The organism is Streptomyces viridifaciens, assembly GCF_001888885.2.
GTDB lineage: Bacteria > Actinomycetota > Actinomycetes > Streptomycetales > Streptomycetaceae > Kitasatospora > Kitasatospora aureofaciens.
Genome location: NZ_CP090840.1, coordinates 1258031 through 1284132, shown reverse-complemented (window position 1 = coordinate 1284132; position 26102 = coordinate 1258031). Strand labels below are relative to the sequence as shown.

Sequence of the window (26102 nt, the reverse complement as noted above, 5' to 3'; positions counted from 1 at the left end):
CAGCGGCCGGGCGAGGAGCACGGGACCGCGATGGCGGACGGGCAACAGGGCCGCCACACCGCACGGACTCCGAGCGACCGGTGATGCGGACGCGGATCGGCAGCGCCGGCCCTGCTCCTGGCCCGCGCTCGGGACGGGTCCCGCTCCCCCGTGCCCCGCTGCCGTCCGGGTGCGGAAACCTCGAACCTCAGCAGAATCGATGTGTGGGGGACCACCCCGGCTGCGCTGCGGGTGCCTACGTGAGAGGACCATGCCATGCCCGACTTCCACCCGAAGCACGATCACCTGATCGTCAAGCCGATCGGGGGCTCGACCCCGCAGGACCCGGCGAGGCGGAAGGGTGAGGTGGTGGCGGTAGGGCCCGGCCGACAGCTCGAGAGCGGCAAGCCGCACCCGGTGGACGTCAAGGTCGGCGAGAAGATCCTCTTCAACAGCTTCGCCGGATCGGATATCGAGGTGGAGGGGCAGGCGTACGTCGAGCTTCCCGAAGACGAGGTCCTCGCACTCTCCGCGGAGTAGGGACAGGGCGACGGGCGTACCCGGCACCCGACGTCTTCGATCCCGACAGCCCCAGGCCCCCGAGACCTTTGGAGATGCCCGCCATGACCGAGCAGTCGCCTGCCCGGATCGGCGTCACCGGACTAGCCGTGATGGGCCGCAACCTGGCCAGGAACTTCGCCCGCCACGGATACCGCGTGGCTGTGCACAACCGCACGCAGGCGCGGACCACGGCGCTGCTGGAGGAGTTCGGGCACGAGGGCGAGTTCGTGGCCGCGGGGACCACGGAGGAGTTCGTCGCGGCCCTGGAACGCCCCCGTCTGATCGTGATCATGGTCAAGGCCGGGGCGCCGACCGACGCGGTCATCGACGAGCTGGTGCCGCTGCTCGACGAGGGCGACGTGCTGGTGGACGGCGGGAACGCGCACTTCCTCGACACCAGGAGGCGGGAGGCGGCCCTGCGGGAACGCGGACTGCACTTCGTGGGCAGCGGGATCTCCGGTGGCGAGCAGGGCGCGCTGGAGGGGCCGAGCATCATGCCCGGCGGCACACCGGAGGCCTACCGGCTCCTGGGGCCGTTGCTGGAGGACATCGCGGCCAAGGTCGACGGCAAGCCCTGCTGCACCCATGTCGGACCGGACGGCGCCGGACACTTCGTCAAGATGGTCCACAATGGGATCGAATACGCAGACATGCAGCTCATCGCCGAGGCGTACGACCTGCTGCGGCACGGAGCGGGACTGCAGCCCGACGCAATCGCCGAGGTCTTCCGGACCTGGAACGCCGGGCGCCTGGAGTCCTACCTGATCGAGATCACCGCCGAGATCCTCGCCCACACCGATGCGGCGACCGGGAAGCCCTTCGTCGACGTCGCGCTGGACCAGGCCGAGCAGAAGGGCACCGGCCGCTGGACGGTCCAGAGCGCGCTGGAGCTCGGCGTGCCCGTGAGCGGGATCGCCGAGGCGGTCTTCGCCCGGGCGCTGTCCGGCAGCGTGCCGCTCCGGCAGGCCGGACGGGGGCTGCCCGGCCCCACCGAGACGTGGCTCGACAGTGCGGCGGCGGACCGGTTCGCGGACGACGTCGAGCAGGCCCTCTACGCCTCCAAGATGGTGGCCTACGCCCAGGGCTTCGACCAGATCCAGGCGGGCAGCGTGGAGTACTCCTGGCATATCGACCCCGGTGAGATGGCCGCGATCTGGCGCGGCGGTTGCATCATCAGGGCTCGGTTCCTGGACCGGATCCGGGCTGCGTACGAGGCGGAGCGGGAGCGTCCCACGCTGCTGACCGACGCGCACTTCCTGGAGGCGCTCGGCTCCGCGCAGTCGGCTTGGCGACGGGTCGTCTCGGTGGCGGCCCAACTGGGGGTGCCCGCCCCCGGCTTCGCAACCGCGCTCGCCTACTACGACAGCCTGCGGGCGGAGCGTCTTCCGGCCGCACTGGTGCAGGGACAGCGGGACTTCTTCGGCGCACACACCTACCGCCGGGTCGACCGGGACGGGACCTTCCACACCCGCTGGGAGGTCGAGGGGCGCCCGGAGGAACAGCGCTGATACACCCCTGCTCCTCATCGGCCGGCAGGTCTTCCGGATCACGCCCGGTCGCTGGGGGCGGGCCCGTCTGGCGGCCCTTCCGGCGGGCGGGGAGAATGGTGATCGCAAGGCTTGCAGCCGCGAGACGCGGAGTTGTAACTGGTGTGAAGAGCTCCCCTAGCCCCACCGAGTTCGCCACGCCGCTCGCACCCGGGCCCGGCGCCGGTGAGAAGGGGCTCAGGTCGGGCGCCCTGGGGCTGTTCTCGTCGGTGGCGATCGGGATCTCCTCGACCGCGCCGGCGTACAGCCTGGCGGCCACGCTCGGAGTGATCGTGGCCGGGGTGGGACTGCAGGCCCCCATCATCACGATGTTGGCGTTCGTGCCGATGCTGCTGATCGCGTACGCCTACCGGGAGCTGAACGCCGTCGACGCCGACTGCGGGACGACCTTCACCTGGGCCACCCGCGCGTTCGGCCCGCGGGCCGGCTGGATGGGCGGCTGGGGACTGATCGCCGCCGACGTGATCGTGATGGCGAACCTGGCCGAGATCGCCGGCATCTACGGCTTCCGGCTGGTCGGGCTGGAGTCGCTGGCGACCAGCCGGGTGTGGACCACCGTGGCCGGGATGGTCTGGATCGCCCTGATGACGGCGGTCTGCTACGTGGGCATCGAGGTGTCGGCGGCCATGCAGCGCTGGCTGCTCTGCCTCGAGGTCGCGGTCCTGCTGCTGCTCGCCGTCACCGCCCTGGTCAGGGTCTACACCGGCGGCCCGCCGACCGCGACGCACGTCTCCGCCTCCTGGTTCAATCCGCTGAACATCCCCTCTCCTCAGGCGCTGACCAGCGGGGTGCTCGCCGCGGTGTTCATCTACTGGGGGTGGGACACCGCGCTCACCGTCAACGAGGAGACCGCGGACAGCCGGCACACCCCCGGGCGGGCCGCCGTGCTGTCCACCGTGCTGCTGCTGGTCATCTACGGTCTGGTCGCCACCTCGGCGCAGGCCTTCGCCGGGGTCGGTACCACGGGCATCGGGCTGGCCAACCCGGACAACTCCGGAGACGTGCTCTCCGGCCTGGGCGGGGCGGTGTTCGGCACCGGCGGGCTCGGCCACGCGCTCACCAAACTGCTGATCCTGATGGTGCTGATCTCGGCGGTCGCCTCCACCCAGACCACCATCCTGCCGTCCGCCCGCACCGTCTTCTCGATGGCCGCGCACAAGACCGTGCCGGCCGGCTTCGCCCGGCTGCACCGCCGGTTCCTGACCCCGACCTGGTCGACCGTCGGCATGGGGCTGGTGTCGATCGCCTTCCTGGTGGTGCTCACCTCGGTCAGCCATAACGTGCTGGCCGACTCCATCGGCTCGGTGGGCCTGGCGATCGCCTTCTACTACGGCCTGACCGGCTTCGCCTGCGTCTGGTACTACCGCCGGGTGCTCACCCGCAGTCGCCGGGACCTGCTGTTCAAGGGCGTGCTGCCCGGGATCGGCGGGCTGATCATGCTGTTCCTGTTCTGCTACGCCGCCTTCAACGTCTACGCCGCCCCCGACTACGGCGCGACCTCCGTGCGGCTGCCGCTGCTCGGCCGGGTCGGCGGGGTGACCGTACTGGGGCTGGGCGCGCTGCTGGTCGGCGTGGCGCTGATGCCGGTGGTCACCCGGGAGCACACCGCGGCGCTGCGGCTGCAACGCAGCCTGCTGCCGCATCGGCTGCCGGCGCTGAGCGCGGTCGAGTCGGCCAGCCGCTACCTGCCGGCCGACACCCGCTCCGGGGTGGGCGGGGACTGGTACGACGTCATCCCGCTGTCCGGTAGCCGGGTCGGCCTGGTGGTCGGCGAGGTGCTCGGCCACGGCCTGCGGGCCGCCGCCGCGATGGGCCGGCTGCGGGTCGGCGTCCGGGTGCTGGCCCGGCTGGACCTGGATCCGGAGGAGCTGCTCGCCCGCCTGGACGACGTGGTGCGCGAGGAGGGCGGCCCGGACAGCCCGCGCGGCGGCGTGACCTGCTTGTACGCGGTGTACGACCCGGTCGACGGCCGGTGCAGCCTGGCCCGGGCGGGCCACGCGCCGCCCGTCGTGGCCGACCCGGCGGGCGGCGTCCGCTACGCGGAGCTGCCGGCCGGGCGGCCGCTGGGGCTGGGTGGCCCGCCGTTCCAGCGCGCCGCGCTGGACCTGCCGGCCGGCAGCCTGATCGCCCTGTACACGGACGGCCTGGTGGAGGCCGTCGACGGTCGGCGCGGGCTCGCCGAGACGCTGGCCGGGTTCCACCGGCCGCTGGAGAGCCTGTGCGACGAGGCGCTGGCGACCCTGCTGCCCGGGCCGGTGGACGACGATGCCGTCCTGCTGCTGGTGCGCACCCGCCGGCTCGACGCGGGGCAGGTCACCGACTGGGAGCTGGCGCCCGACCCGGCGGCGGTCGCCCAGGCGCGGCGCCTGGTCACCGGGCGGCTGAACGAATGGGGCCTGGCGGAGCTCGTGTTCACCACCGAGCTGATCGTCAGCGAGCTGGTCACCAACACGATCCGGTACGCCCCCGGGCCGGTCCGGGTCCGGCTGATCCGGGACCGCAGCCTGATCTGCGAGGTCTCCGACACCGGCCACACCTCGCCGCACCTGCGCCAGGCCGCCCGGGACGACGAGGGCGGGCGCGGCCTGTACATCATCGCCCAGCTCACCGAGCGCTGGGGCACCCGCTACACCGAGGACGGCAAGACCATCTGGACCGAGCAGGCACTGCCCTCCGAGGGCTGACGACCGCGGCCTTGCGCCGGCACCGCGTCCACGCGCCACGTACGTCGCACTCGTCCAGCTCCGCACGGGCCGCATCGGGCGGCCCGGGGTGTCGATGTGGCACTACCGGTCGATCCAGGAGAGGAGAGGCGCTTAACTGTGGAATGGGGGAACCGACGCAGCTGTGGGGAGGAGCAGGACAGAAGGGCAGTCCGGTGGCCGATGTCCCGAGAACGAGGGCGTGGCGTTCGCCGCGGTTCCTGGCCAGGTGGTCGCACGGGGTCACGATCGGTGGCTATGTGCTGGTCGCGGTCGCGGTGGCGCTGGATCTCGCCAGCGGGCCCGATGTCACCTTCGCCCCGATGCTCGCCGCCCTCCCCGTACTGGCCGGTGTGGGCGTCCGCCGGGCCTCGGTCCCGCTGGCGGCCGGGGCGGTCGCCTGCGCGATCGTCGTCGGCCTGGCGGCCTACGACGCCGACGTGCCCGCGGTCGTGATGGCGACCGCAGCGGCCACAGTGGTCGTGGTCACCTTCTTCAGCTGCGCCAACGTCGTGGTGGTGACGGCCCAGGAGCGGGAGCTGGCCAGGGTCCGCACGGTCGCCGAGGCCGCGCAGCGCGCCCTGCTGCGCCTGGTGCCCCGGCGGATGGGGCCGCTGGTGGTCGCGGTGCGCTATGTGGCGGCGGAGGCCGAGGCACGGATCGGCGGGGACCTGTACGAGGTGATGCCGACCCCGTACGGGGTGCGGTTGTTCCTCGGCGACGTGTGCGGCAAGGGCCTGGCCGCGGTGGAGACCGCGGCCGACGTGCTGGGGGTGTTCCGTGAGGCCGCGCGGGCCGAACCGGATCTGGCGAAGGTGGCCGGACGGCTGGACTCGGCGCTCGTTCGTCGTCCGGCGAGCGAGGAGTTCGTCACGGCGGTTCTGGTCAGCATCCCCGACGCACCGGGACCGGCAGTCGTGGTCAACTGCGGGCACCCGCCGCCACTGCTCTGCCATGACGGTCAGGTCAGCACGGTGGAGCCGCCCGTCGAGGCGCCCCCGCTGGCGCTGCTCGGCCTGGTCGGCGGGGACTACCACGCCAGGTCGATCGCCTTCGAACGCCGCGATCTGCTGCTGCTCTACACGGATGGCGTGTCCGAGGCCCGTGACACCGCGAACCGGTTCTACCCGCTCGCCCAGCGCCTGGCCGCCCTGCCGCACGGGGAGCCGGACGCCCTGCTGGACGAGCTGCTCCTGGACGTGCGGGCGTACGTCGGCTCCGGGTTGACGGACGACGCGGCCCTGCTTGCCGTCCGCCGGGAGCGGTGACCGGTTCAGGTCGTGGCGATCGCCGAGGTCACCAGCCTGCTCGTGCCTGGCAGCAGCAGTCGCTGAGACCCGGAGCGTCCCGTCACGCCGGCCGTTGGTGCCTGTACTCCTCCAGCGCCGGCGACGTCCTCATCGCGCGGAAGTTCGTGATGGTGTACTCGGCCAGCCCCGCCACCGAGTACGGGTCGCCCTTGGCGATGTCCTCGATCTGCGCACGGTCGGCACCGACCGCCACGATGACCGCGCCATCGCGGGGGTCCTTGGGGCCCGATGCGATGAAGACGCCGGATTCGTAGTGCGAGTCGAGCCAGGCAACGTGCTCGGGGTGGGCCGCTTCGATGCGGTCGAGCGGCGCGGTGTAGGTCAGCTCAAGAATGAACATGATCGCCATCATAGCGATGGGTAACCGTACGGTCACACAGAGGCGGCGGCCCGGATCGCTGGCGCACCAGCATCGCCGCACCGCCAGGCCGTCGCGGACCGGCAGCGTCAACCAGGCTGCGGCCTTTCGGAGAGGCGGTCGACCTTCGGTGAGACGCCGGGCGCTGTGGAGGCGGACCGACGGCCCTGGCGGACCGTCTCGCCGGGGAACGGCGGTGGCCGGGCCCCTGACGTTCTACCTCCGGCGCCACCATCGTGACTGCGGTCTGTCCACCGTGACCGGCTCTGCCGCATACGAGCTCACCGTTGGGTCGCTCTCCGGCGAAGGGTCACGCAGTTTGCGTTTGGCCTGTTCAGGCAGGTGTTCCCGCTCCGCAACACCTGCCTGCAGGCGCTGCACCTCTCGCTCACGCTCCTCCAGGACCATCTGCGCGTTGTTGTGGTCGTCCGGGGCGGGTCCGGCTGCTGACCACGGCCGGACCCGCCTGGTCCTGTGGACCGTACCGGGCCCCGCAGCCTCGTTCATCGGACGCGGGGCCCGTACGTCTGTCCCCACGGCATCCGACCTGCGCTGTACCGGCGGGTGCGCAGGAGCCAGGATCCCTGCCGCCGGCCGGGCGGTGACGGGCCGGCTGACCACGACCGCCGCCGGCGTCGGGAGTCGCACCCCGAACCTCCGGAATTCCCTTACCTTCCAGGGGCTGTGGACGTGCCCTTCGGCGGGGTATCGTCCCGTGTCCACAGGACGGGCACCGGTGACAGGTACTCCCAGGACGACCCCGGTGTCCGACAGGGGCAGGGGGAGAGCGAGACCATGGCCGACCGGGATCTCAACCGCGAGCTGAATCCGTGGATGTACGACAGCTCCGGGAATCTCACGCCCGAGGCGCTGAAGCAGTTCCCGGACCTCGCCGGCACGCCGGCCCCGATCACCACCGGCGGGAGCGCGACGGCGCCCGCCGGCGCGAGCGGGCAGCAACTGGTGGTGCACCCCGACGCGTTGCGGACCGCCGGGCAGAACGCCTCCCAGCTGGGCAGCAAGATGACCGCCGACTGCCAGAACCCGGCCGGCAACGCCATGTTCGCCGCGGCGACGGCGATGACCGGCTGGGCGATCGGCGGTGCGATCACCACGGCGCACCAGACCTGGGAGCTGCAGTTCCTCACCCTCGGCGGGAACCTGATCAACATCGGACAGAGCCTGCAGGACAACGCCAACGGCTACACCGGCACCGAGAACGCCAACCGGGGTCACCTCCGGGCCCTGGGAAGCTGACACGGCAAGGCACCAGCACGGCACGGCATCAGCACGGCACGGCACGGCCTCAGCACGCGAAAGACCAACGGGGAACGGGGAAGCGGAAAACCGCCATGGTCACGTACGACGAACTCGCCAACACCAACCTCTCGGCGCTGGACACGGTCGCCACCGACGTCGAACAACTGGTCCGCAGGTGGGAGTACGAATCCGACTTCCAGAGCGGGGTGGTCACCCCACTGGCCGCCAGCGGTTGGTCCGGTCCCGCCTCACAGGCCGCCGCGGGCCAGCTCAACCAGGCGCGCACCCAGATCGACGCGGCGTTCGAGGAGACCAGCGCGCTCGCCAAGGCGCTGCGCTCCGCCCATGACCAGTTCGTCTCCTTCCAGAACACGCTGCGCCAGATCCAGACGGACGCACAGACCCAGGGCCTGACCATCTCCGCCGACGGCAGCCAGGTCACCTGGAGCATCCCGGCGAACCTCCCGCGCAACGCCGGGATCCGCCAGGAGTACCAGCAGTCCATGGATGAGGCGGCGAAAGCGATCAGCGCCCGGCTCACCTCCGTGCTGCAGCAGGCCACCGAGGCCGACCAGGCCGCGGCGGCCGCGCTGGCCGCCGACACCGGCACCAACCAGCAGTCGTTCAACGCGACGCCGGTCGGCGGGATCTCGGAGCAGGAGGCGGCCCAGGCGGCAGCCCTCGCCGCCCAGGGCAACAACCTCTCCAACACCCAGCTCACCCAGCTGAACGCGCTGCTGAAGGCGCACGGCAACGACCCGTCGTTCGCCACGGCCTTCTACAACGACCTCGGCCCGCAGGAGACGCTGAAGTTCTGGGGCCAGCTCTCCGTGCTGTCCAGCCGGGCCCAGCCGCCGGATCCGGCCCGCCTCGCCATCCTGAAGGACCTGCAGGGCCAACTGGGCACCGCGCTGGCCAGCGCGACCAACACCCGGAACCAGCCGCACCTCTCCGACCAGTGGGAGACCCAGCTGCGCGCGGCGGGCGCCCAGCGGATCCAGGTGGTCAGCTCCGGGCCGTTGAGCCTGCAGCCCTACGGTTACCAGTTCCTGGCCAGCATCCTGCAGACGGGGAACTACGACCCGCACTTCCTGGACCCGATCGCGGAGCACGTCACCCAGCTGACGCGGCAGAACCCCGAGATGTGGCTGCAGGCCGGACCGCAGCCCATGTCGAACGGCGTCCTGAAGACCAACTTCCTCGGCAACGGCACCGGCTTCAACCCCATGACGGGCGTGCTGGAGGCGCTGGGGCACAGCCCGGCGGCGGCGACGGACTTCTTCCGCAACCCGGAGACGCTCTACAACGCCAGCGGCGCCCCGACCGGCCACACGGCGCCCAACGACTACCTGAGCTTCCTCACCGACGGCAGCAAGAACCCGATCCTGACCGACACCAGCATCACGGACCCCAACTACAAGGCGACCCTCACCTACGAGCCGACGGCGCTGGGCCACGCGCTCCAGGCCGCCACCACGGGCGTCCCGTGGGACGCGCCGAACGGCACCCAGCTGCCGCCGCACACCGCCGCCACCGACGACGTGATGAACCAGGTGGTCAACACCTTCGGCAAGGACCCGAGCCTGCTGCAGGGCCCGCTCTCCAGCATGAACGGCAGTGTGGCGAACATGACCGCCTCCTACATCGGCGACGTCAACCAGGCCGTCAACGCGCCGGTCGGCAACCAGCTCAGCGTCTTCGGCACCCCGGCGAACCTCAACGCCGACAACGCCAACCACCTGCTGGACACCCTGGCCCGGGACCCGGGCGCCTACGGCACCCTCCAGCAGGCCCAGAACGGCTACCTGGCCGCCCAGCTGGAGACCCAGGTGCACCAACCGGGGCAGACCCCCGACCAGCTCGGCGCCAACCTCAACCGTGTCGCCGCCCAGACCGGCACGGTCAGCGGCATCCTCAGCAACGCGCGCGCCAACGCGGTCTCGCAGGCCGGTTGGGCGGCGGACGCCGCCTACAACCAGTCGATCACCACCAACACCGGCATCGCCAACACGATCTACAGCCAGACGCTCGGGAGCGTGGTCGGCAAGGTCCCGATCCTCGGTGACATCGCGAACGACCAGGTCAGCAACATGATCACGAACATCGGCGCGCAGTACCAGCACGACAGCACCCAGACGAGCATCACCGCGAACATCGCGCTCGTCGACCAGGGCCACAAGGCGGTCGGTCAGGCGGTCCAGCAGGCGCTCGGCAACGCCGGTCTCGACCCGAACGGGAGCAGCGCCCTGAACGCCGCCACCCAGGCCCAGCAGGCCTACAACAGCGGACTGGCCGTGGACAGCTCCTACCACCAGGCGGGCAAGTGAGCGGCGCGTCCACCGGGCTCCGGCCCGGTCGGAGGCGGTTCCGGGCGCGGGCCGGCATCGCGGCGGCGGCGGTGCTGGTCGCCGTCGGCGTCACGCTGCTGGTCCGCCAGCCCTGGCAGCCCGTCACCCACCTGCCCGCTCAGGCCTGCTGGGGGGTGCTGGACGCCGACGACCTCCGCCCCCTGGCGGGCGGCGGAAACGGCACCCTGACCGCCGCGACCACCACCCCCACACTGCAACCGGGGCAGTCGGCCGGCGGCGCCGGCTACCACTGCGAGCTGGCCTGGCACGGCGGCTCGGCACCGACCTACCTGGGCAACGGTCCCACCATCGCACTCCACACGGAAAGCCAGCTGACCCAGGCCCGCGCGCTGGACGCGAGCCGCGGCGCGGTGCGGCCGCTCTCCTTCGGCAGCGGAAACACCGCCTGGCAAGCGGCCGAGGGCTACTCACTCGACCTGGCCATCCCGTGCGGCTTCCGCGACCCCTACACCGGGCAGTCCGCCATCGGCTACGCCCGGATCTCCATCGACGCGGCCGGCAACCCCAGCTTCCCGCCCGCACCGCCACCCGCCGAGGTGCGCCAGGCCGACGCCCGGATCGTGCTCAAGCTGGCGAAGGCGTTCGCCCAGCAGTACCCGTGCACCGGCGTCACGCTCCCGACCGACCCGCCACCCGTCCCCGCCATCACCGGTTCCTGACCCGCCACCGATACATGCTCTGACCTGCGGCGATCTCGTGGCCTTGACGAACGGTCCCCGTTCCTCCCCGCTTGGACCCGCATCTGCCCGCTTGGCCGCCCCTTGCTGTTCCCATGGGAACAGCAAGCCGAAGCGACTGCGAGAGCTGGATCGCAGGCCCCACCTGCCTGCAGCAACGCCCCGTCTCGCCATCGTTGCTGGGCGGACGCGATGAACCGACCTCCGCGACCGAACATGGCCGGAAGCCGTCACTGCGTCGTGTCAACCGATCGCGCGGAACAGGCTGGTGGTCCACGAGCAGACCGTCAGGCTCGGTCTGGGCAACCGGGCCCTGGCCCGGATGGCGACCCGGGTCGCCGTCTCCTCGGAGTCGACGCTCCAGTTCCTGCCCGAGGCCGCCCGCGCTACCGCTGTGGTGACCGGCAACCCGGTACGTCCCGAGGTGCTGACCGGCCAAGGCGACAAGGCGATCCACGCGCTCGGTCTGTGGGGCTTCGACCGTTCCCGGCCGACCGTGCACGTCACCGGCGGCGCGCAGGGCTCCCAGCAGATCAACGAGCTGGCGAGCGAGATCCTGCCGTGGCTCCTCGGCCACGCCAACGTGGTCCACCAGTGCGGTCCCAGCCACGAGGAGCGGCTTCGGGAGCGGGCGGCGGTGCTGCCGGAGCACCTGCGCTCCCGGTACCTGGTGACCGGTTTCGTCGGCCCAGAGCTGCCGGACGTGCTCGCCCTCGCCGACGTGGTCATCTCCCGCAGCGGCGCGGGGACGCTGGCCGAGCTGACCGCCCTGGGGCGGGCCGCGGTGTTCATCCCGCTCGCCACCTCGGCCGGGAACGAGCAGGAGCACAACGCCCGTCACCTGGCGGATGCCGGCGCGGCAGTGGCCCTGCTCGGCCGGCCCGCTCCCGACACACTCCAGGACGCGATCGGTCCGCTGCTGACGGACCCGGCCCGCCGCGCGGACATCGCGCGACGGGCCGCCGAGCACGGGCCGGCCGGACGCCGCCGACCGTCTCGTGGACGTGTTGCTGTCGGTAGTGGACCGCTAGACGAGCCGTCGGCCCGGGACGCCAGCACGCGCCGCCGCCGAGCAACCAGACCCGCCCCAGCCGGACAAGCCGCCAGCTACCTTGCAGCGGTGTTTGGTGTATTCGGTCAGGAGGGCACACCGAACCACTTCAGACCTAACGAAGTACTACTAGAACCTGAGCAAGGGTCGGCGGCGCCGCACGGTCGGTGGTGTCAGGACGGGTCGCCGTACTGGAGACCGCGTCCGTTGGTGCCGATGTAGACGCGACCGTAGGTGTCGGGGTCGCCGGTGATGATGCCCTGTCCGGCGAAGCCGCCCCACTGGTGGGCGTCGTCGTTGATCCGCACCCAGCTGGCGCCCTGGTCGGTGGAGCGGAAGACGCCGGCGACATCCTTGACCGTGCCGATCAGGTACAGCGCCTGGTATGAGGTGCCCGGTGCGGCCTTGCCGAAGCCGACGGCGGTGCCGGACTGCACCGAGGAGAGCTTGGTAAAGCTGCGCCCGCCGTCGGTGGAGTGCAGCACGCCCTGGCCGGTGGCGAGCCACAGGTCGCCCGCGACGCCGGGGACGGCGGTGAGCTTGCCGGAGGGCAGGCTGGTGGCGCGGGCACCGAAGCTCGCGCCGCCGTCTGTGCTGGCGTAGAGCGTGCCGTTGTTCAGCGAGTAGTAGGTGGTGGCCGAGGACCGGTCGGCGATCACCAGCGCGTCCTTGCCCAGTCCGTTGACCTTCGACCAGCTCGCGCCCCGGTCGGTGGAGCGGTACGGGGCCTGGCCGGCCTCGGTCCACACGATGCTGGAGCCGTCCGCCGCGATGGCGATGTGGCCGCTGTCCGCGCTGGGCACGGGCTCGCCCTTGAAACCGTTCCAGGTGTGGCCGCCGTCGGTGGACAGGGCGCCGTCCTGCTCGCCGCCCCGGCCGACCCGGACCACCAGGGAGGGGTTGGACTGGGCGTAGTCGACCGAGGTGCTGTTGTAGATCGTCGGGTTGACCAGCCGCCCGGTCGGCTCCTTCGTCAGGTCGTCGTACACGAAGCCGCCCTGGTCGCCCATCGCGGTGATGAGGGCGGCGGGACCGGGCGGGGAGACCGCGTCGTACAGTGCGGTCTCCTCCAGCCCGCGGGCTCCGATGGTCCAGTGGCTGGTGCCGCCGTTGTCGGTCGCGTTGGCGTCCTTGCTGGCCCAGATGCCGTTGCCGGTGCCGTACATCACGTGCCCGGAGTCGAACGGGTCGATGCTCAGGGCGGTCATCCAGTGCCCGATGCCGGTGCCGAGGTACGGGGCGATGGAGGGATCCCGCACCGACTTGTCGGACTGGGTCTTCCAGGTCGCACCGCCGTCAGTGCTGCGGTAGACCTCGTCCTGCGGCCACCAGCGGTCCAGCGTGGTGACCATCACCGTGGACGGCTTCTGCGGGTCGACGGCCAGACCGGCGAACCCGTAGCCGCCCTGGGACGGCGAGACGTTCTTCCACCCGCCGCCGGAGGTGTTGTACTTCCACACCGAACCCGCCGTCACGCCGTTGGGCCCGGGGGCGTTGGTGTACGTCAGGTACAGCGAGCCGTCACCGGAGAGCACGCCGTGCTGCGGCATCTGGCCGGTGGGCTGCCCGGAGACGGCCTGCCAGGAGTTGCCACCGTCGGTGGAGCGGTACAGGTTGACGGACTTGTCGGCGACGCCGACGTAGACCGCGTTGCTGCCGGCCGGGCCGTAGGTCACGAAGGAGACGCCGGTGCCGAAGCTCGCCCCGTCCTTGACCGGGAACGAGGAGACCTGGCTCCACGTCACGCCGGCGTCGGTGCTGCGCCACAGGCCGTTCTTACGGGTGCCCAGCAGCAGGTTGTCGTGGTTCGCGGGGTCGATCACCAGGCGCTCGCCCGCCCCGCGGCCGTCCTCGTTGCCGCCCAGCTTGAACGGCAGGTCGGTGCGCTGGAAGGTGCGGCCGCGGTCGGTGGAGCGCAGGATCGCACCGTTGCCGGCCCAGTCGTTGGTGTAGGTGCCGGCCGCGAGGTAGAGCCGGTCCGGGTCGACCGGGTCGGTGGCCAGCGACTCGATGCCCAGCAGGTTCCAGTCCTTCTGGCCGACCCAGTCGGTGAGCGGTATCCACTGCTCGGCGCCGGTGTCCCAGCGGTAGGCGCCGCCCATGTCGGTGCGCGCGTACAGCAGGCCCTTCTCCTTCTGGTTGAAGACCAGGCCGGTGACGTAACCGCCGCCCGCCACCGGGGCGTTCTTCCACACGTACGAGCCGGAGCCCTGGGAGCCGCCGGTCGCGGATCCGGGCACCGCCGTGCCGGGGACCTTCACCAGCTTCCACTGCTGGTTGGCACCGCCCCAGCCGGGCCACTGGATGACCTGCGCGCCCTGGTTCGTGGAGTTGCCCGTGACGTCCAGGACCTGACCGTTCTTGCGGGAGGTGAAGGTGACCGCGTCGGACCCGCTCACGTCGCCGATCCGCCACTGCTGGGAGGGGGCGGAGCGGTCCGTCTGCTGCTCGGCGACGGCGCCCTGGTTCGTCGAGTCGCCCACGATGCCCAGCACCTTGCCGCTGTTGCGGTTCACCAGCTCGTAGTAGCCGTCCCCGGTCGGCTTCAGCCGCCACTGCTGGTTGGCGGTGTTCTGGTCGGTCCACTGCTGGATACGGGTGCCGTCGGCAGTGGAGAAGCCGTTGACGTCCAGCACCTTGCCGCTGCGCACCGAGACCAGCCGGTAGTACGCGTCGCCGTCGACCGTCGCGGCCTGGGAATCCCCGTGTACGAGCACGAAGTACGACCCGACGCCGAGGGGTACGGCGAGCAGCAGAGCGGTGGCGCTCAGGCGACGGCGGTGACGTCCGCGGCGGCCACTGCGGGGGGATTTGCTCATAGGTTGACGTTCTCCTTGCGAACCGTGCACGAGGTGGGAGCGGATCCCGGCACCGGAACGGGCCGGATCCGTCCTCTTGTTGCCACAGACTCCGCAAAGGGTTGCCGCGAACCCGAGGATTCCTGCCGGCCTCCTCGTGGCCGGATCGGGACGCCGTCAAGGCCTGCCTCGACGGCGTGCTCACCACCCTGGCCGGCCCGGCGCCTTCTCCTGATCGAGAGCTCCCATGTGCGGGCGCTCAAGGGCGGCCAAAAACCGGCCGGAGCCCGGTCGGCCGGGGCGGGCCGCGCTCCAAGCACCACGTGATCTGCGACGCCACCGGCATCCCGCTGGCCGTGACCCTGACCGGCGGCAACCGTAACGACGTCACCCAGCTGATACCCCTGCTCGCAGCGATCCCACCGATCCGCGGCAAACGCGGACGGCCCCGCAGGCGGCCTAAAGAGGTCTACGCCGACCGCGGCCATGACCACGACTGCTACCTCTGGGCGAAGGGCATCAAACCCGTCATCGCCGCCGCGGCACCGCCCATGGCTCCGGACTCGGAACCAAGCGGTGGGTCGTGGAACAGACTGCACTGCTGCACTGCTTCGGCCGCCTACGCATCCGCCGGGAGGCTCGCGACGACATCCACGAGGCATTCCTCAAACTCGCCTGCTCGCTGATCTGCTGGCGACGCTTGCGAACTGCCTTGCGTTAGGAGTTCTCAGTCCGCGCGCAGGGCCGTCATGGGCGAGACCGCCGCTGAACGCAGGGCCGGGATCACAGACGCGCCCAGCACGAGGGCCAGGGCCCCCACCAACGTCGCCGTCAACTGCCCGTACGGGATCGTGGGGCTGCTGAGACCGGGCAGCGCACCGAGCATCATCCGGCCGTAGAGCGAGCCCAGCGTGACGCCGAGGACGGCCGCGTACAAGCCGAGCAGTCCGGCTTCCCAAGCCGTCACGGAGCGCAGGCGTGAGCCGCGCAAACCCACCGCTCGCAGGACACCGTTCTCTCTTTCGCGTTCCATCGAGGACAGGGTCAGGGTGATCGCCACGCCTACGAGCGATACCAGCACGGTGATGCCGACCAGCCCCAGTGCCGTGATCCGCAGCTGACCGATCAACTGTCGCAGAGAGGCCCGGTCTTCGCCCGGATAGGACAGGTGGAGCGAAGCGTTCGACGGCAGCGCCCTGTCCAACGGAGCGCGCAGCGACAGCGGGTTGTCTCGGTGGACGGCGGTGATGTACAAGGACCGTACAGGGGCGAGAGGCGCCAGTTGGGCGAAGTCCCCCGGCAGGACGGCGACACCGCCCAGCATGTAGGCGTCGTCCGGATGGATCAGGGCCACTTCGGCGCTGGACTCCCCGCCGCCGGACACGCGCAGCGAGATCCGGTCGCCGGGACGGACCCCGAGCGACTGCGCCACGGACGTGGAGATGGCTGCCTGGCCACCCCGCAGGTCTCCGCCGTGGGAGTCACGTTGGCTGTCGGCCAGCAGTGCGGGGATCGCGGCAGGATCAAGGCCTCGGATCTCCGTCTCCTGGTGGCGACCGTTGCCGCCGAGGGCGACGCCGTCCGCCCGGGTGACGGGCACCACCGCGTCGGTCTCGGGCTGTGCCGCCACCGCCTTCACCACGGCAGGGGTGAGCGCCGACGGGCCGGTGCGCGACGCGTCGAGCACGACGTCGACCGGGTCGCGCTCCCGTAGCCGCCGGTCCGTGCCCTTCTCCACCGAGGCCAGTGTCACGAGCACCGCGGCGACCATGGTGAAGCCCAGGGTGAGGACCGTCGCGCAGGCCGCGGTCCGGCGCGCGGCACGGCCCAGGTTGCGCACTGCCAGGGCACCGTCCAGCCCCGCGACCGCCCGCACGGGCTGTTGAAGGGCGAGTGTCGCGCGGCGCAGCAGTGCCGGCCCGAGCGCGAGGAGGCAACCGAACAGAGCGACCGCGGAGACGACTGAGCCGACCGCCGCCACGGCACCGCCCGCGCCGCCGAGCCCCGCGAGGGCGATGAGCAGGAGCGCGCAGACCAGGCAGAGCACTCCGATCAGCGCGCGCGTGCGGCCGATGCGGTCCGGTGCGTGGCGGGTGGCCGCCACGGACAGGGCGGCGACCGGTGCGACGCGCGTTGCGGCTCTCGCCGCCGGCATCGCCGCGAGCAGGGCGGCCAGCACGGAAACGAGCACACCTGCGGACAGTGAGGGTGCCGAGATCGCGGGACCGGGCAGAGCTGTGATTCCGGTGATCGCGAAGGCGCAGCAGATCGCCGCGACCGTTCCGACCGCACCGGCGATCAGCCCGGAACCCGCGGCCTGTAGCAGCACGGACCGCATGACCTGCCCCGGCCGTGCGCCCACGCAGCGCAGCAGGGCCAGCCGTGTCTGGTCCCGCACGAGCAGCACCCGGTACGTCGTGGAGACGATCAGGGTTCCGGCGAGCAGGGCCACTGCGACGAAGATCGTGAGCAGGGTGGACACGGTGGTGAACCACTTGGGTCCGCTCTCCGCGCGCAGTTTGGATGCGGTGCGTACGGAGAAGCCTCTGCCCAGCTCGGCCTGGACCGTGGACGCCACGTCGGCAGCGGGGCGGTCCGGGACGCGGAGCAGCGTCTGCTGCCAGCCGTCGGTGCCCAGCCACGAGCGGGCGTTGGTGGGCGTGGTGAGCACGGCGGTTCCCATGGCCGACGGGGCCTGGACGACGCCCGAGACCGTCACGGTCACCGTTCGGGCAGGAGCGTCCCGGGACGTCGCCGAGCCGACGCCGGCCTGCGGAACGAGTGTGATCCGGCTGCCGACTCCCATGCCTGGGAGGTCGGCCAGCATCCGGGTGAGCACGACCTCACCGGGCCCGTCCGGAAGCGTGCCCTGCAACGGGCGGATGACGGACTGCGGCCCCGTGAGCGCCGTGCCGATCAGCGGGTAGGGGTCACGGCCCGCGCCTTTCAGAAGCACGCTGCCGGTGGCCACGGGTTGGACGTCGGCCACCCCCGGTACGTTCTTGAGTTCCTCGACCCTCTTGTCGTCGAGCGGCTGGGTGCCGTCCGTGCCGACCACCACGGCCGTGCCCGCGGCGACCGGCGAGAGGTCGTCGGCCAACTGCCGCTTCAGGGTGTCGGTGAAGACGATCGAACCGGCCAGGAAGAAAGCCGTCACCATCAGTGTGCAGCCGGTGAGCAGCAGCCGTGACGGCCTGGCCGCGATCTGCCGTATCGCCGCCTTGGTCAGCCCCGATGCCCTCAACGCCCTCACCGCTTGCCGGGGTTCTGGAGCGCGTCGAGTACGGACTCGGGGGTGGGTCCGTCGACCCTGCCGCTGATGCGACCGTCCAGCAGCAGCACGACGCGGTCGGAATAGGAGGCCGCCACCGGGTCGTGCGTGACCATCACCACCGTCTGCCCGAACTCGCGGGTGGAGTAGCGCAGGAACTCCAATACGTGCCGGCCGGAGCCGGCGTCCAGATTGCCGGTGGGCTCGTCCGCGAAGACGACTGCGGGACGGGCCGCCAGCGCGCGAGCGATGCCGATGCGCTGCTGCTGTCCGCCGGACAACTCCGAGGGGCGGCGCGAGAGTTGATCACCGATCTGAAGGGCGCTCACGAGCGTGTCCAGCCAGTCCTGGTCAGGGCGGCGGCCTGCTATATCCAGCGGTAGCAGAATGTTCTCGGAGCCGTTCAACTCTGGCAGCAGGTGGTACTGCTGGAAGACGAAGCCGATGCGGTCGCGACGCAGGTCCGTGCGCTGTCGTTCGGACAGTGCGGTGATCTCGGTGTCCTCCAGGATGATCGTGCCGGAGGACGGACGGTCCAGGCCGGCAAGGCAGTGCATCAGGGTGGACTTCCCGGATCCGGAAGGTCCCATGACGGCCAGGAAGCTTCCCTTGTCGATCTCCAGGTCGACTCCGCGCAGTGCTTGAACGCCGACCGCCGCGGTGGTGCCGGGCTTTTCCGCCCCGTACACCTTGGTGACGCCGGTCGCACGGACCGCCGTGCGAGCGGCCACACTCGTCAAAGACATCGGATCAGCCCTTCAGTTGGATGAAGCACGACAGGGCGCCCTCGGCGTTGGGCTTGTTCTGCTCGACCTTGAGCTCGCCGTCGACGTAGATACGGCAGACGGTGCCGGGTTTCGCGTTCTTGACGGCCAGATCGTTGAAGCCGAAGCCGACGTTCTGGGCCTTGTTCCAGGGCAGCTTCTGATTGAGCGCCGTCTTCCCGCTGGTGTCACCGGAGAAGCTGTAGCCGACGTCGGCGCTGCCGGGACCTGTCACCTCCAGCTTCACGTCCCAGCTGTGGCCGAACACACCGCAGCCGGTGAGCGACACGGCTGCCACAACCACGGATCCGGCCGCCAACAGGGACCTGACATGCGTACGGAACGCGGGAAACTTCACAGCGACTCCTGGTGACGGGAGGATCTTCTGCCTGGACACGCATCATTGTGGGAGCGGCCGACGGGTCGCGATGCCGTCGAAAGACGGTATTCGAGCTGGCGGCATCGGCCGAAAGTACGTATCGGCCTGCTCCGTTCCGAGGGCCGGCGAACGGGCGTCTAAACTCGTCGCCATGCCCCGCTCTTTCCCGCGCCCCTCCCCCGGGACGGTCGCCGCATTGTGTCTGAGCGCGCTGCTCGTGCTTCTCGACGCATCCGTGGTGAGCTTCAGCTACGTCGGGCTGGCGGTGATCGCCAGCGGGGTCATGGCGCTGGGCGCCGCCGCCGCGCAGTTGCGGCTGTACCGGTTCGGACGGCAGTGGACGGCAGGCGCGCTGTGCGTCGTCGTGGCGACCGTCTCGTTGCTGACCACGTCCCTGGTGAAGGGCACCGTGCTCCAGCGCACCCCCGGGTGGGCCGAACTCCTCGGCCTTCTGGTGCTGCTGTGCCTTTCCTGCCGGTATGGACGACCTGTGCCGCTCATGTTGTCGGTGGTCCCGCTCTTCGTGGCGGTCGTACGGATCGAGGGCCGCGCTCCAACACTGTCGGATCTGCCGGTGCTCAATGACATCAACGGCCTGTTCACCCTGCTGCCGGTGGGTTTCGTGCTGCTGGGCGGCTACCTGCGAGCCGAGGACGGCAGACGCAGGACCGCCGCGGAGAACGTACGCCAGGCAGAACGCCTGGACCTCGCCCGCGACTTGCACGATCACGTGGCCCACTACGTCACGGCCATGGTCGTCCAGGCTCAGGCTGGTGAACCCACCGCGGAACGTGACCCGGCCACGGCACGCAAGCTGTTCGCCAACATCGAGCGGACCGGCCAGGAAGGGCTGGTGGCGATGAGCCGCATGGTCCGACTCCTGCGCGACGCGGACGGAGCCGTGGCGGAGGCACCCGTCACCCCCGCCATGACGAGGATCGAGGATCTCGTCCACCAGTTCAGCGGCACCGGCCAGCACGCCTGGCTGGACATAGCCGACGACGTGGACGGTGCCGTCTGGTCGCCGCAACTCGCCAAGTCCGTCGAACGACTGGTCCAGGAGGGCCTGACCAACATCCGCAAGCACGCCCACACCGCGACCACCGTGCATGTCAAGCTGGGAACCGACGGAGACCGACTGGTCGTCCGCGTACGTGACAACGCGAGCGGTCAGCAACGCGGCCGGGTGTGGTTCCGCCCCAGCGGTTTCGGCATGGTCGGCCTGTCGGAGCGGGTGGTCGAGCTGGGCGGTGAGCTCAGCAGCGGCCCCATGCCGGAGGGCGGCTGGGAGCTGGCTGCGTCGATACCCATGAAGTGAGGGAGTGGGGACCCGTAGTGAGCGTCTCTGTGGTGATCGCCGACGATCAGGAGATGGTGCGGATGGGCTTCCGCCTCATCCTGGAGGGGCAAGACGACATCTCCGTGATCGGGGAGGCCTCCGACGGCGCGGAGGCGGTCGAGGCAGTTCACCGGCTGCGGCCGGACGTCTGCTTGATGGACATCCGCATGCCGAAACTGGACGGCCTGGAGGCGACCAGGCGCCTGCGCCAGGCACAGGGAGCCGCGACGGACGGTACGAAGATCGTCATCGTCACGACGTTCGACATGGACGAGTACGTCTACGGAGCGCTCCGCGCCGGTGCCAGTGGCTTCGTGGTCAAGAACTCCGGCCCCCGGCTGCTGATCGAAGCAGTGCATGCCGCTGTCAAAGGTGACTCCCTCATCTCGCCGTCCGTCACCGTTCGGCTCCTGGAACACCTGAGCAAACCGTCACGCGCTGAGACCGCGGCCGCCGCCGCACGACGGCTCACTCCCCAGGAACTCAAGGTCGTGAGCCGGGTCGCCCGCGGGCACACGAACAACGAGATCGCCGCACAGCTGACTCTCTCGCTCAGCAGCGTCAAGAGCCACCTCAGCCGGATCCAGGACAAACTGCCGGCCCGCAACCGTGTGGAGATCGCAGCCTGGGCCTGGGAACACGGCGTCGTCCGCTGAAGCCGGTTCGTCCGACAGTTGTGGGCCTCTGGCGGGCTTGGCTACCGCCGCCCGGGGCGGCCTCCGTTGTCCGCTGTGCGAGGGCAACAGGTGAGCTGTACAGCGCCGATCGCGGAGGTCCGACTGTCGGGCGGTGCCGTGCTGGCGGGTGGCCCTGCGAGGGCCTCAACCGGAGCTCCGGCGCCTGGTCGAACCAGACGCAACTCCTTCGCGTTAAGCTGGGTTCATGAGTGCCCGAGCCACCACACGCCCCGGCGGGCGCAGCGCCCGCGTCCAGCAGTCCGTGCACCAGGCCGTCCGAGATCTGGAGGCGGAACTGGGGCGGGATGCGCTCACCGTGCCGCTGATCGCCGCCCGCGCGGGAGTCACGCCGTCCACCGTCTACCGGCGCTGGGGGGACCTGCGGGAACTGCTGTCCGACGTGGCCGTCGAGCGGCTGCGCCCCGACGCCCTGCCGGCCGACCACGGCAGCCTGCGGGCGGACCTGGAGGCATGGGCGGCGCAGTTCGCCGACGAGATGTCCTCGGCGGCGGGCCGTACCTACATCCGCGACGCCCTGCTGGGCGACCCCGAGCAGGGCAACGCGGCCCGCTGCTCCGACTACGCCGCCGAGCAGTTGAAGGCCATCGGGGTGCGCGCGGCCGGGCGCGGGGAGGCCGTGCCCGGCGTGGAGACCCTGCTGGACGTCGTCGTCGCCCCCCTGATGTACCGGATCCTGTTCCGCCCCTCCGACCTGTCGGAGGGCTACACCGGCCACCTGGTGGCGGCGGCGCTCGGCGGGGATTCCGCTCCCTCGGCACCCAAAAGCTAAAGGTTTGCGTTTTGAATGGCGTGGGGCCTACCCTTCCTAACGCAAAGCGTTTGCCTTTAGGCATGAGAGGTGCTCCATGCTCAGCGTCACCGTCCTGCCGTCCCGCCGCCGCCTGAACGCGCTGGGCCGCCGCGGTGCCTTCCGACTGCACGCCTCGGTCCTGGTCGGCCTGTTGGCCGCCTCCAGCGCGCCGACCCCGCTCTACGCGCTTTACCAGGCCGCGTGGCACTTCTCGGCCATGACGCTGACCGTCGTGTTCAGCGCCTACGCGCTCGCCCTGCTGGTGGCACTGCTGACCGCGGGAACGCTCTCGGACCACCTCGGCCGGCGCCCGGTCCTCGCCGGGGCGCTGCTGGCCGAAGCCGTCGCGATGACCGTCTTCGCCACCGCTCAGGGGGTGCCGGCGCTGATCGCCGCCCGGATCCTGCAGGGCCTGGCCACCGGCGTGGCCACCAGCGCCGCCGGAGCCGCCCTGCTCGACTTCGAGGACCCCGACCGCCCTGGCCGGGCAACGGTCGCCAACGGCATCACCCCCGTGGCCGGCATGGCGGTCGGGGTGCTGGCGGCCACCGCCCTCGTGCAGTACGCCCCCGCCCCCACCCACACCGTCTACCTGCCGCTGCTCCTGCTCTTCACCGCACAGGCCGCCGCGGTCCTGCTCACCCCCGAGACCGCCCGCCCCCACCCCGGCGCCTGGCGCTCACTGCGCCCCGCGATCACCGTCGCCCCCGCCTCCCGGCCGGTCATGGTGCTCGCCGCGCCCGGCATCGTCGCCGCCTGGGCACTGGGTGGCTTCTACTCCTCCCTCGGCCCCTCGCTCGCCCGACTCATCGACCCGCACGCCGCCCGCGCGACCGGCGGCCTGGTCTTCTTCACCCTCACGGCCGCGGCCGGCATCGCCGGCCACACCGCCCGGGCGCTGCCCGCCCGCACCGTGAGCCTCGCCGGCACCGCGCTCCTGATCCCGGGAGCCCTGCTGACCCTGAGCAGCCCCCAACTGCACAGCCTGCCCGCGCTGTTCGCCGGCACCGCAGTGGCGGGCGCGGGCTTCGGCGCCGTCACCCAGGGCGCCCTGCGCCTGCTGCTGCCCCCGGCCGCCCCGGGCGAACGCGCCGGCACGCTCGCCGCCTACTACGTCCTCAGCTACCTGGCCATGAGCATCCCCGCCGTCCTCGCCGGCCTGCTGACCAACCTGTACGGCCTGCAGAAGGCCGTCTCGCTCTACGCCGCGACCGTCGTCCTGCTGGCCCTTATCGGCCTCACCCGCGCCGTGCGTCGGCCGCGTACCGCCTGACCGATCTCAAACTCGACCCAACCAGCACGCAAGGACTCAGAGATGAGCACCAGCACGACCCGTCCGACCACCTCCTCGACCAGTACGGGATGGAGCCTCGGCGACATCGCCGTCCACCGCGTCGACGAGATCGAACTGCCGCGGCAGACCGGCCCCTGGCTGCTGCCGGCCGCCACCAAGGAGGTGCTGGACGAGGCCGCATGGCTGCGCCCCGACTTCGCCGACGCCGACGCCCCCCGCCTGGCGAGCCACAGCTTCGCGGTGGAGGCCGGCGGGCTGCGGATCGTCGTGGACACCGGCATCGGCAATGGCAAGAACCGCGCCAACCCGGCCTGGAACGGTCTCGACACCGACTTCCTGGAGCGGCTGGCGGCGGCCGGCTTCCCGCCCGAGTCCGTGGACCTGGTGATCACCACGCACCTGCACACCGACCACGTCGGCTGGAACACCCGCCTCGTCGGCGGCGATTGGGTCCCCACCTTTCCCAACGCCCGCTACCTCACCAGCCGCACCGAATGGGACCACTGGGCCGCCACCGACCTGGACGAGGCCCGCAGCCAGATGTTCCGCGACTCCGTCCACCCCGTCCGCGACAACGGGCAGTACGACCTCGTGGACGTGCCCGAGCAGGGGCACGAGGTGGCGCCGGGCGTCCTCCTGGTCCCGGCCCCGGGCCACACCCCGGGGCAGGTCGCCGTGGAACTGCGCGGCAGCGACCGCCGGGCGCTGATCACCGGCGACAGCATCCACCACCCCGTGCAGCTGTCCCACCCCCACGTGCACAGCTGCGTCGACATCGACCCCGCCCAGGCGGTCCGCACCCGCGCCCGGCTGCTCGACGCCCTGGCGGACACCGACGCGCTGCTCCTGGGCACCCACTTCCCGCAGCCCACGGCCGGCACCGTCCGCCGGGAGAACGGCCGCTACCGGCTGCTCGCGGAGCACGGCAGCGTGATGCCGACGGCTGCGGCCTGACCCCGCGACCTGCCCCGCTCGGCGCTCCCGCACGTGCCGCCGAACTGCCGTGGCGTCTGCAGCTGTCTGACGAATCCCTGGCCTTCAGGGCGTCGGTGGCTCCGCCACTCCAACCTCCACCGAAAGGGAGAACATCCATGTCCGCCGCCGAACTCACACCGCCGGAGGCCGCCCGTTGGGCCGCCCGCGCCGGACTCGTGCTGCCCGCCGAGCGCCACGCCGCGGTGGCCGCGGTCGCCGACCACATCCACAGCGTCGTCGCCGTCCTGCGCGAACTGGACTTCGCGGACGTCCCGCCCGCCGCCGCCTACCGCGCCGCAGAGGAGCACCACGATGCAGCCGTATGAGCTGTCCCTCGCCGCCGCCGCGGACGCGATCCGGGCCCGGCGCCTGTCCCCCGTCGAACTGGTCGACTCCGTCCTCGACCGCATCGAGGAGGTGGAGCCGCACCTCGGCGCCTACGTCACCGTCACCGCCGAGCGGGCGCGCCGGGCGGCGGGCGAAGCCGAGCACGAAGCGGCGCACGGCCGTTACCGGGGACCGCTGCACGGCATCCCGATGGCGCTCAAGGACCTGATCGACGTCGGCGGGATGGCCACCACGGCCAGCTCCCGGGTTCGTGCCGACCATCGCGCGACGGCGGACAGCACGGTCGCCGCGCGCCTGGGCGCGGCCGGCGCCGTCCTGCTCGGCAAGACCCACACCCACGAGTTCGCGTTCGGCCTGACCACCCCGCAGACCCGCAACGCCTGGGACCGCACCCGGGTCGCCGGCGGCTCCAGCGGCGGCTCCGCGGTCGCCGTCGCCTCGGGCACCGCCACCTTCGCCCTGGGCACCGACACCGGCGGGTCGATCCGGGTCCCCGCCGCGCTCAACGGGGTCGTCGGCCTCAAGCCGACCTACGGTCTCGTCCCCAGGCACGGCGTCACCTCCCTGTCCTGGTCGCTGGACCACGTCGGCCCGCTCACCCGCACCGTCGAGGACGCCGCCCTGGTCCTGACCGCGCTGGCCGGACACGACCCGCGCGACCCCGCCTCGCTGTCCGTGCCCGCCACGGACTACCGGCCCGGCGTCGGCACGGACCTGACGGGGCTGCGCATCGGTGTGCCGCGCACCTACTACTTCGACCACGTCCACCCGCAGGTGGAGACCGCCGTCCGGCACGCCGTCGGGCAGCTGGAAGCCCTGGGCGCCCAGCTCGTCGAGGTCGACATCCCGATGACCCGCTACATCCAGGCCACCCAGTGGGGCCTGATGGTGCCGGAGGCCGGCGCCTACCACGAAGGCAGCCTGCGCACGGTCCCCGAGCTGTACCAGGACGACGTCCGCATCCTGCTGGAGGCGAGCGAGTTGATGAGCGCGGGGGACTACCTACGCGCTCAACGCTCCCGCACGCTCATGCGCGCCGAGTGGGCACGGATGCTGGAGGAGGTCGACGTGATCGCCGCCCCGAGCGTACCGATGACCGCAGTCGGAGCCGACGAGGAGACGGTCACGTGGCCCGACGGCACGGCCGAGAGCGTCTCCGACGCCTACGTGCGCCTCTGCGCCCCCGCCAACATCACCGGAATGCCCGCCCTGACCGTTCCGGTCGGCCATGACGCGGGGGGCCTGCCCATCGGCATGCAGCTGATCGGCCGGCCCCTCGGCGAGCCCGTGCTCCTGCGGGTCGGTCACACCTACGAGCAGACGCGGCCCACCCGGGCACTCGCCACAGCGGCCTGATCCTTCGCGCTACCTGGCCAACGCGCAGGGTCTCGTTGGCCAGGTAGCGCGCCCGCGCCCCGGGGCACGGCACGTCGTTCTCCTCCTGCTCGGCGCAGGTGAAGTGCTCACCGGCGGTCTCCGCCTCGATCTCCGCCAGGAAGTCCCGGCACTTGCCCAGCAGCTCGCCGCAACCAGCAATTTGGCGACACCCTCCGCATCCGGCGAAGCCCTGACCTCGCCCCGGCGGACGGCGTTCTCCAGGGCGCGGGTCATACACCGCTCCAGGCGCGCCAG

19 protein-coding genes and 2 pseudogenes are annotated in these 26102 nt (G+C 71.3%); 16 read left to right on the top strand and 5 right to left on the bottom strand.

Annotated features, from left to right (window positions below):
* Nucleotides 1-255: 255 nt before the first annotated feature.
* From BOQ63_RS05305 to BOQ63_RS05290, 4 genes are all read left to right on the top strand, one after another.
* Entirely contained in the window at nt 256-519 is a 264-nt protein-coding gene (locus BOQ63_RS05305) for a co-chaperone GroES (protein WP_030557773.1), read from the top strand.
* A gap of 83 nt (nt 520-602) precedes the next feature.
* Nucleotides 603-2048, top strand: a complete 1446-nt coding sequence (gnd, locus tag BOQ63_RS05300; RefSeq protein WP_030557771.1) for an NADP-dependent phosphogluconate dehydrogenase — start codon at nt 603-605, stop codon at nt 2046-2048.
* A 143-nt stretch (nt 2049-2191) separates the two neighbouring features.
* On the top strand, nt 2192-4771 hold the full coding sequence (locus tag BOQ63_RS05295; RefSeq protein ID WP_063737941.1) for a SpoIIE family protein phosphatase: 2580 nt from the start codon (nt 2192-2194) through the stop codon (nt 4769-4771).
* A 278-nt stretch (nt 4772-5049) separates the two neighbouring features.
* Nucleotides 5050-6057: a PP2C family protein-serine/threonine phosphatase gene (locus BOQ63_RS05290; protein ID WP_454130622.1), complete on the top strand. Its 1008-nt coding sequence runs from the start codon at nt 5050-5052 to the stop codon at nt 6055-6057.
* Between the two features lie 82 nt (nt 6058-6139).
* Here BOQ63_RS05290 and BOQ63_RS05285 read toward each other — a convergent pair whose 3' ends face one another.
* Nucleotides 6140-6439 carry a YciI family protein gene (locus tag BOQ63_RS05285; protein WP_030557768.1) on the bottom strand — a complete coding sequence of 100 codons (300 nt, stop codon included), beginning with the start codon at nt 6437-6439 and terminating at the stop codon, nt 6140-6142.
* An 813-nt stretch (nt 6440-7252) separates the two neighbouring features.
* On the opposite strand from BOQ63_RS05285, the gene BOQ63_RS05280 reads away from it, so the two are divergent.
* The 4 genes and pseudogenes from BOQ63_RS05280 to BOQ63_RS05265 form a co-directional block, all read left to right on the top strand.
* The gene (locus tag BOQ63_RS05280) at nt 7253-7714 is read left to right on the top strand and encodes a hypothetical protein (RefSeq protein ID WP_030557767.1); all 462 of its coding nucleotides are present in this window, start codon (nt 7253-7255) and stop codon (nt 7712-7714) included.
* 95 nt (nt 7715-7809) lie between these two features.
* Entirely contained in the window at nt 7810-10044 is a 2235-nt protein-coding gene (locus tag BOQ63_RS05275; RefSeq protein ID WP_072653541.1) for a hypothetical protein, read from the top strand.
* Complete coding sequence (locus BOQ63_RS05270) at nt 10041-10745, top strand: hypothetical protein (RefSeq protein ID WP_072653540.1); 705 nt, start codon at nt 10041-10043, stop codon at nt 10743-10745. The genes BOQ63_RS05275 and BOQ63_RS05270 overlap by 4 nt, the downstream gene beginning before the upstream one ends.
* Nucleotides 10746-11013: 268 nt before the next feature.
* A pseudogene (locus BOQ63_RS05265) lies at nt 11014-11794 on the top strand (UDP-N-acetylglucosamine--N-acetylmuramyl-(pentapeptide) pyrophosphoryl-undecaprenol N-acetylglucosamine transferase); the annotation flags it as partial.
* A gap of 193 nt (nt 11795-11987) precedes the next feature.
* Here the strand turns inward: BOQ63_RS05265 and BOQ63_RS05260 are convergent.
* Nucleotides 11988-14633, bottom strand: coding sequence for an RICIN domain-containing protein (locus BOQ63_RS05260; protein ID WP_072653539.1), 2646 nt, complete (start codon nt 14631-14633; stop codon nt 11988-11990).
* 213 nt (nt 14634-14846) lie between these two features.
* Here BOQ63_RS05260 and BOQ63_RS05255 point away from each other — a divergent pair.
* Nucleotides 14847-15333 (top strand): annotated as a pseudogene (locus tag BOQ63_RS05255) (transposase); the annotation flags it as partial.
* A 6-nt stretch (nt 15334-15339) separates the two neighbouring features.
* On the opposite strand, the gene BOQ63_RS05250 reads toward BOQ63_RS05255, so the two are convergent.
* The 3 genes from BOQ63_RS05250 to BOQ63_RS05240 are packed head-to-tail and all read right to left on the bottom strand — an operon-like array spanning nt 15340 to nt 19005.
* On the bottom strand, nt 15340-17856 hold the full coding sequence (locus tag BOQ63_RS05250; protein ID WP_072653538.1) for an FtsX-like permease family protein: 2517 nt from the start codon (nt 17854-17856) through the stop codon (nt 15340-15342).
* Between the two features lie 5 nt (nt 17857-17861).
* The gene (locus tag BOQ63_RS05245) at nt 17862-18629 is read right to left on the bottom strand and encodes an ABC transporter ATP-binding protein (RefSeq protein ID WP_072653537.1); all 768 of its coding nucleotides are present in this window, start codon (nt 18627-18629) and stop codon (nt 17862-17864) included.
* 4 nt (nt 18630-18633) lie between these two features.
* On the bottom strand, nt 18634-19005 hold the full coding sequence (locus BOQ63_RS05240; RefSeq protein WP_141763837.1) for a hypothetical protein: 372 nt from the start codon (nt 19003-19005) through the stop codon (nt 18634-18636).
* Nucleotides 19006-19177: 172 nt separating this feature from the next.
* On the opposite strand from BOQ63_RS05240, the gene BOQ63_RS05235 reads away from it, so the two are divergent.
* The 7 genes from BOQ63_RS05235 (at nt 19178) to BOQ63_RS05205 (ending at nt 25826) form a co-directional block, all read left to right on the top strand.
* Complete coding sequence (locus tag BOQ63_RS05235; RefSeq protein ID WP_454130621.1) at nt 19178-20344, top strand: sensor histidine kinase; 1167 nt, start codon at nt 19178-19180, stop codon at nt 20342-20344.
* Between the two features lie 29 nt (nt 20345-20373).
* Nucleotides 20374-21021 carry a response regulator transcription factor gene (locus BOQ63_RS05230; RefSeq protein WP_499503509.1) on the top strand — a complete coding sequence of 216 codons (648 nt, stop codon included), beginning with the start codon at nt 20374-20376 and terminating at the stop codon, nt 21019-21021.
* Nucleotides 21022-21247: 226 nt separating this feature from the next.
* A complete protein-coding gene (locus tag BOQ63_RS05225) occupies nt 21248-21832 on the top strand; it encodes a TetR/AcrR family transcriptional regulator (RefSeq protein ID WP_030557752.1) in 585 nt (194 codons plus the stop codon).
* A 76-nt stretch (nt 21833-21908) separates the two neighbouring features.
* Nucleotides 21909-23126: an MFS transporter gene (locus BOQ63_RS05220; protein ID WP_072653534.1), complete on the top strand. Its 1218-nt coding sequence runs from the start codon at nt 21909-21911 to the stop codon at nt 23124-23126.
* Between the two features lie 42 nt (nt 23127-23168).
* Nucleotides 23169-24101, top strand: a complete 933-nt coding sequence (locus BOQ63_RS05215; RefSeq protein WP_072653533.1) for an MBL fold metallo-hydrolase — start codon at nt 23169-23171, stop codon at nt 24099-24101.
* 137 nt (nt 24102-24238) lie between these two features.
* Nucleotides 24239-24448: a hypothetical protein gene (locus BOQ63_RS05210; protein WP_030557748.1), complete on the top strand. Its 210-nt coding sequence runs from the start codon at nt 24239-24241 to the stop codon at nt 24446-24448.
* On the top strand, nt 24435-25826 hold the full coding sequence (locus BOQ63_RS05205; protein WP_072653532.1) for an amidase: 1392 nt from the start codon (nt 24435-24437) through the stop codon (nt 25824-25826). The genes BOQ63_RS05210 and BOQ63_RS05205 overlap by 14 nt, the downstream gene beginning before the upstream one ends.
* Nucleotides 25827-26102: the final 276 nt, after the last annotated feature.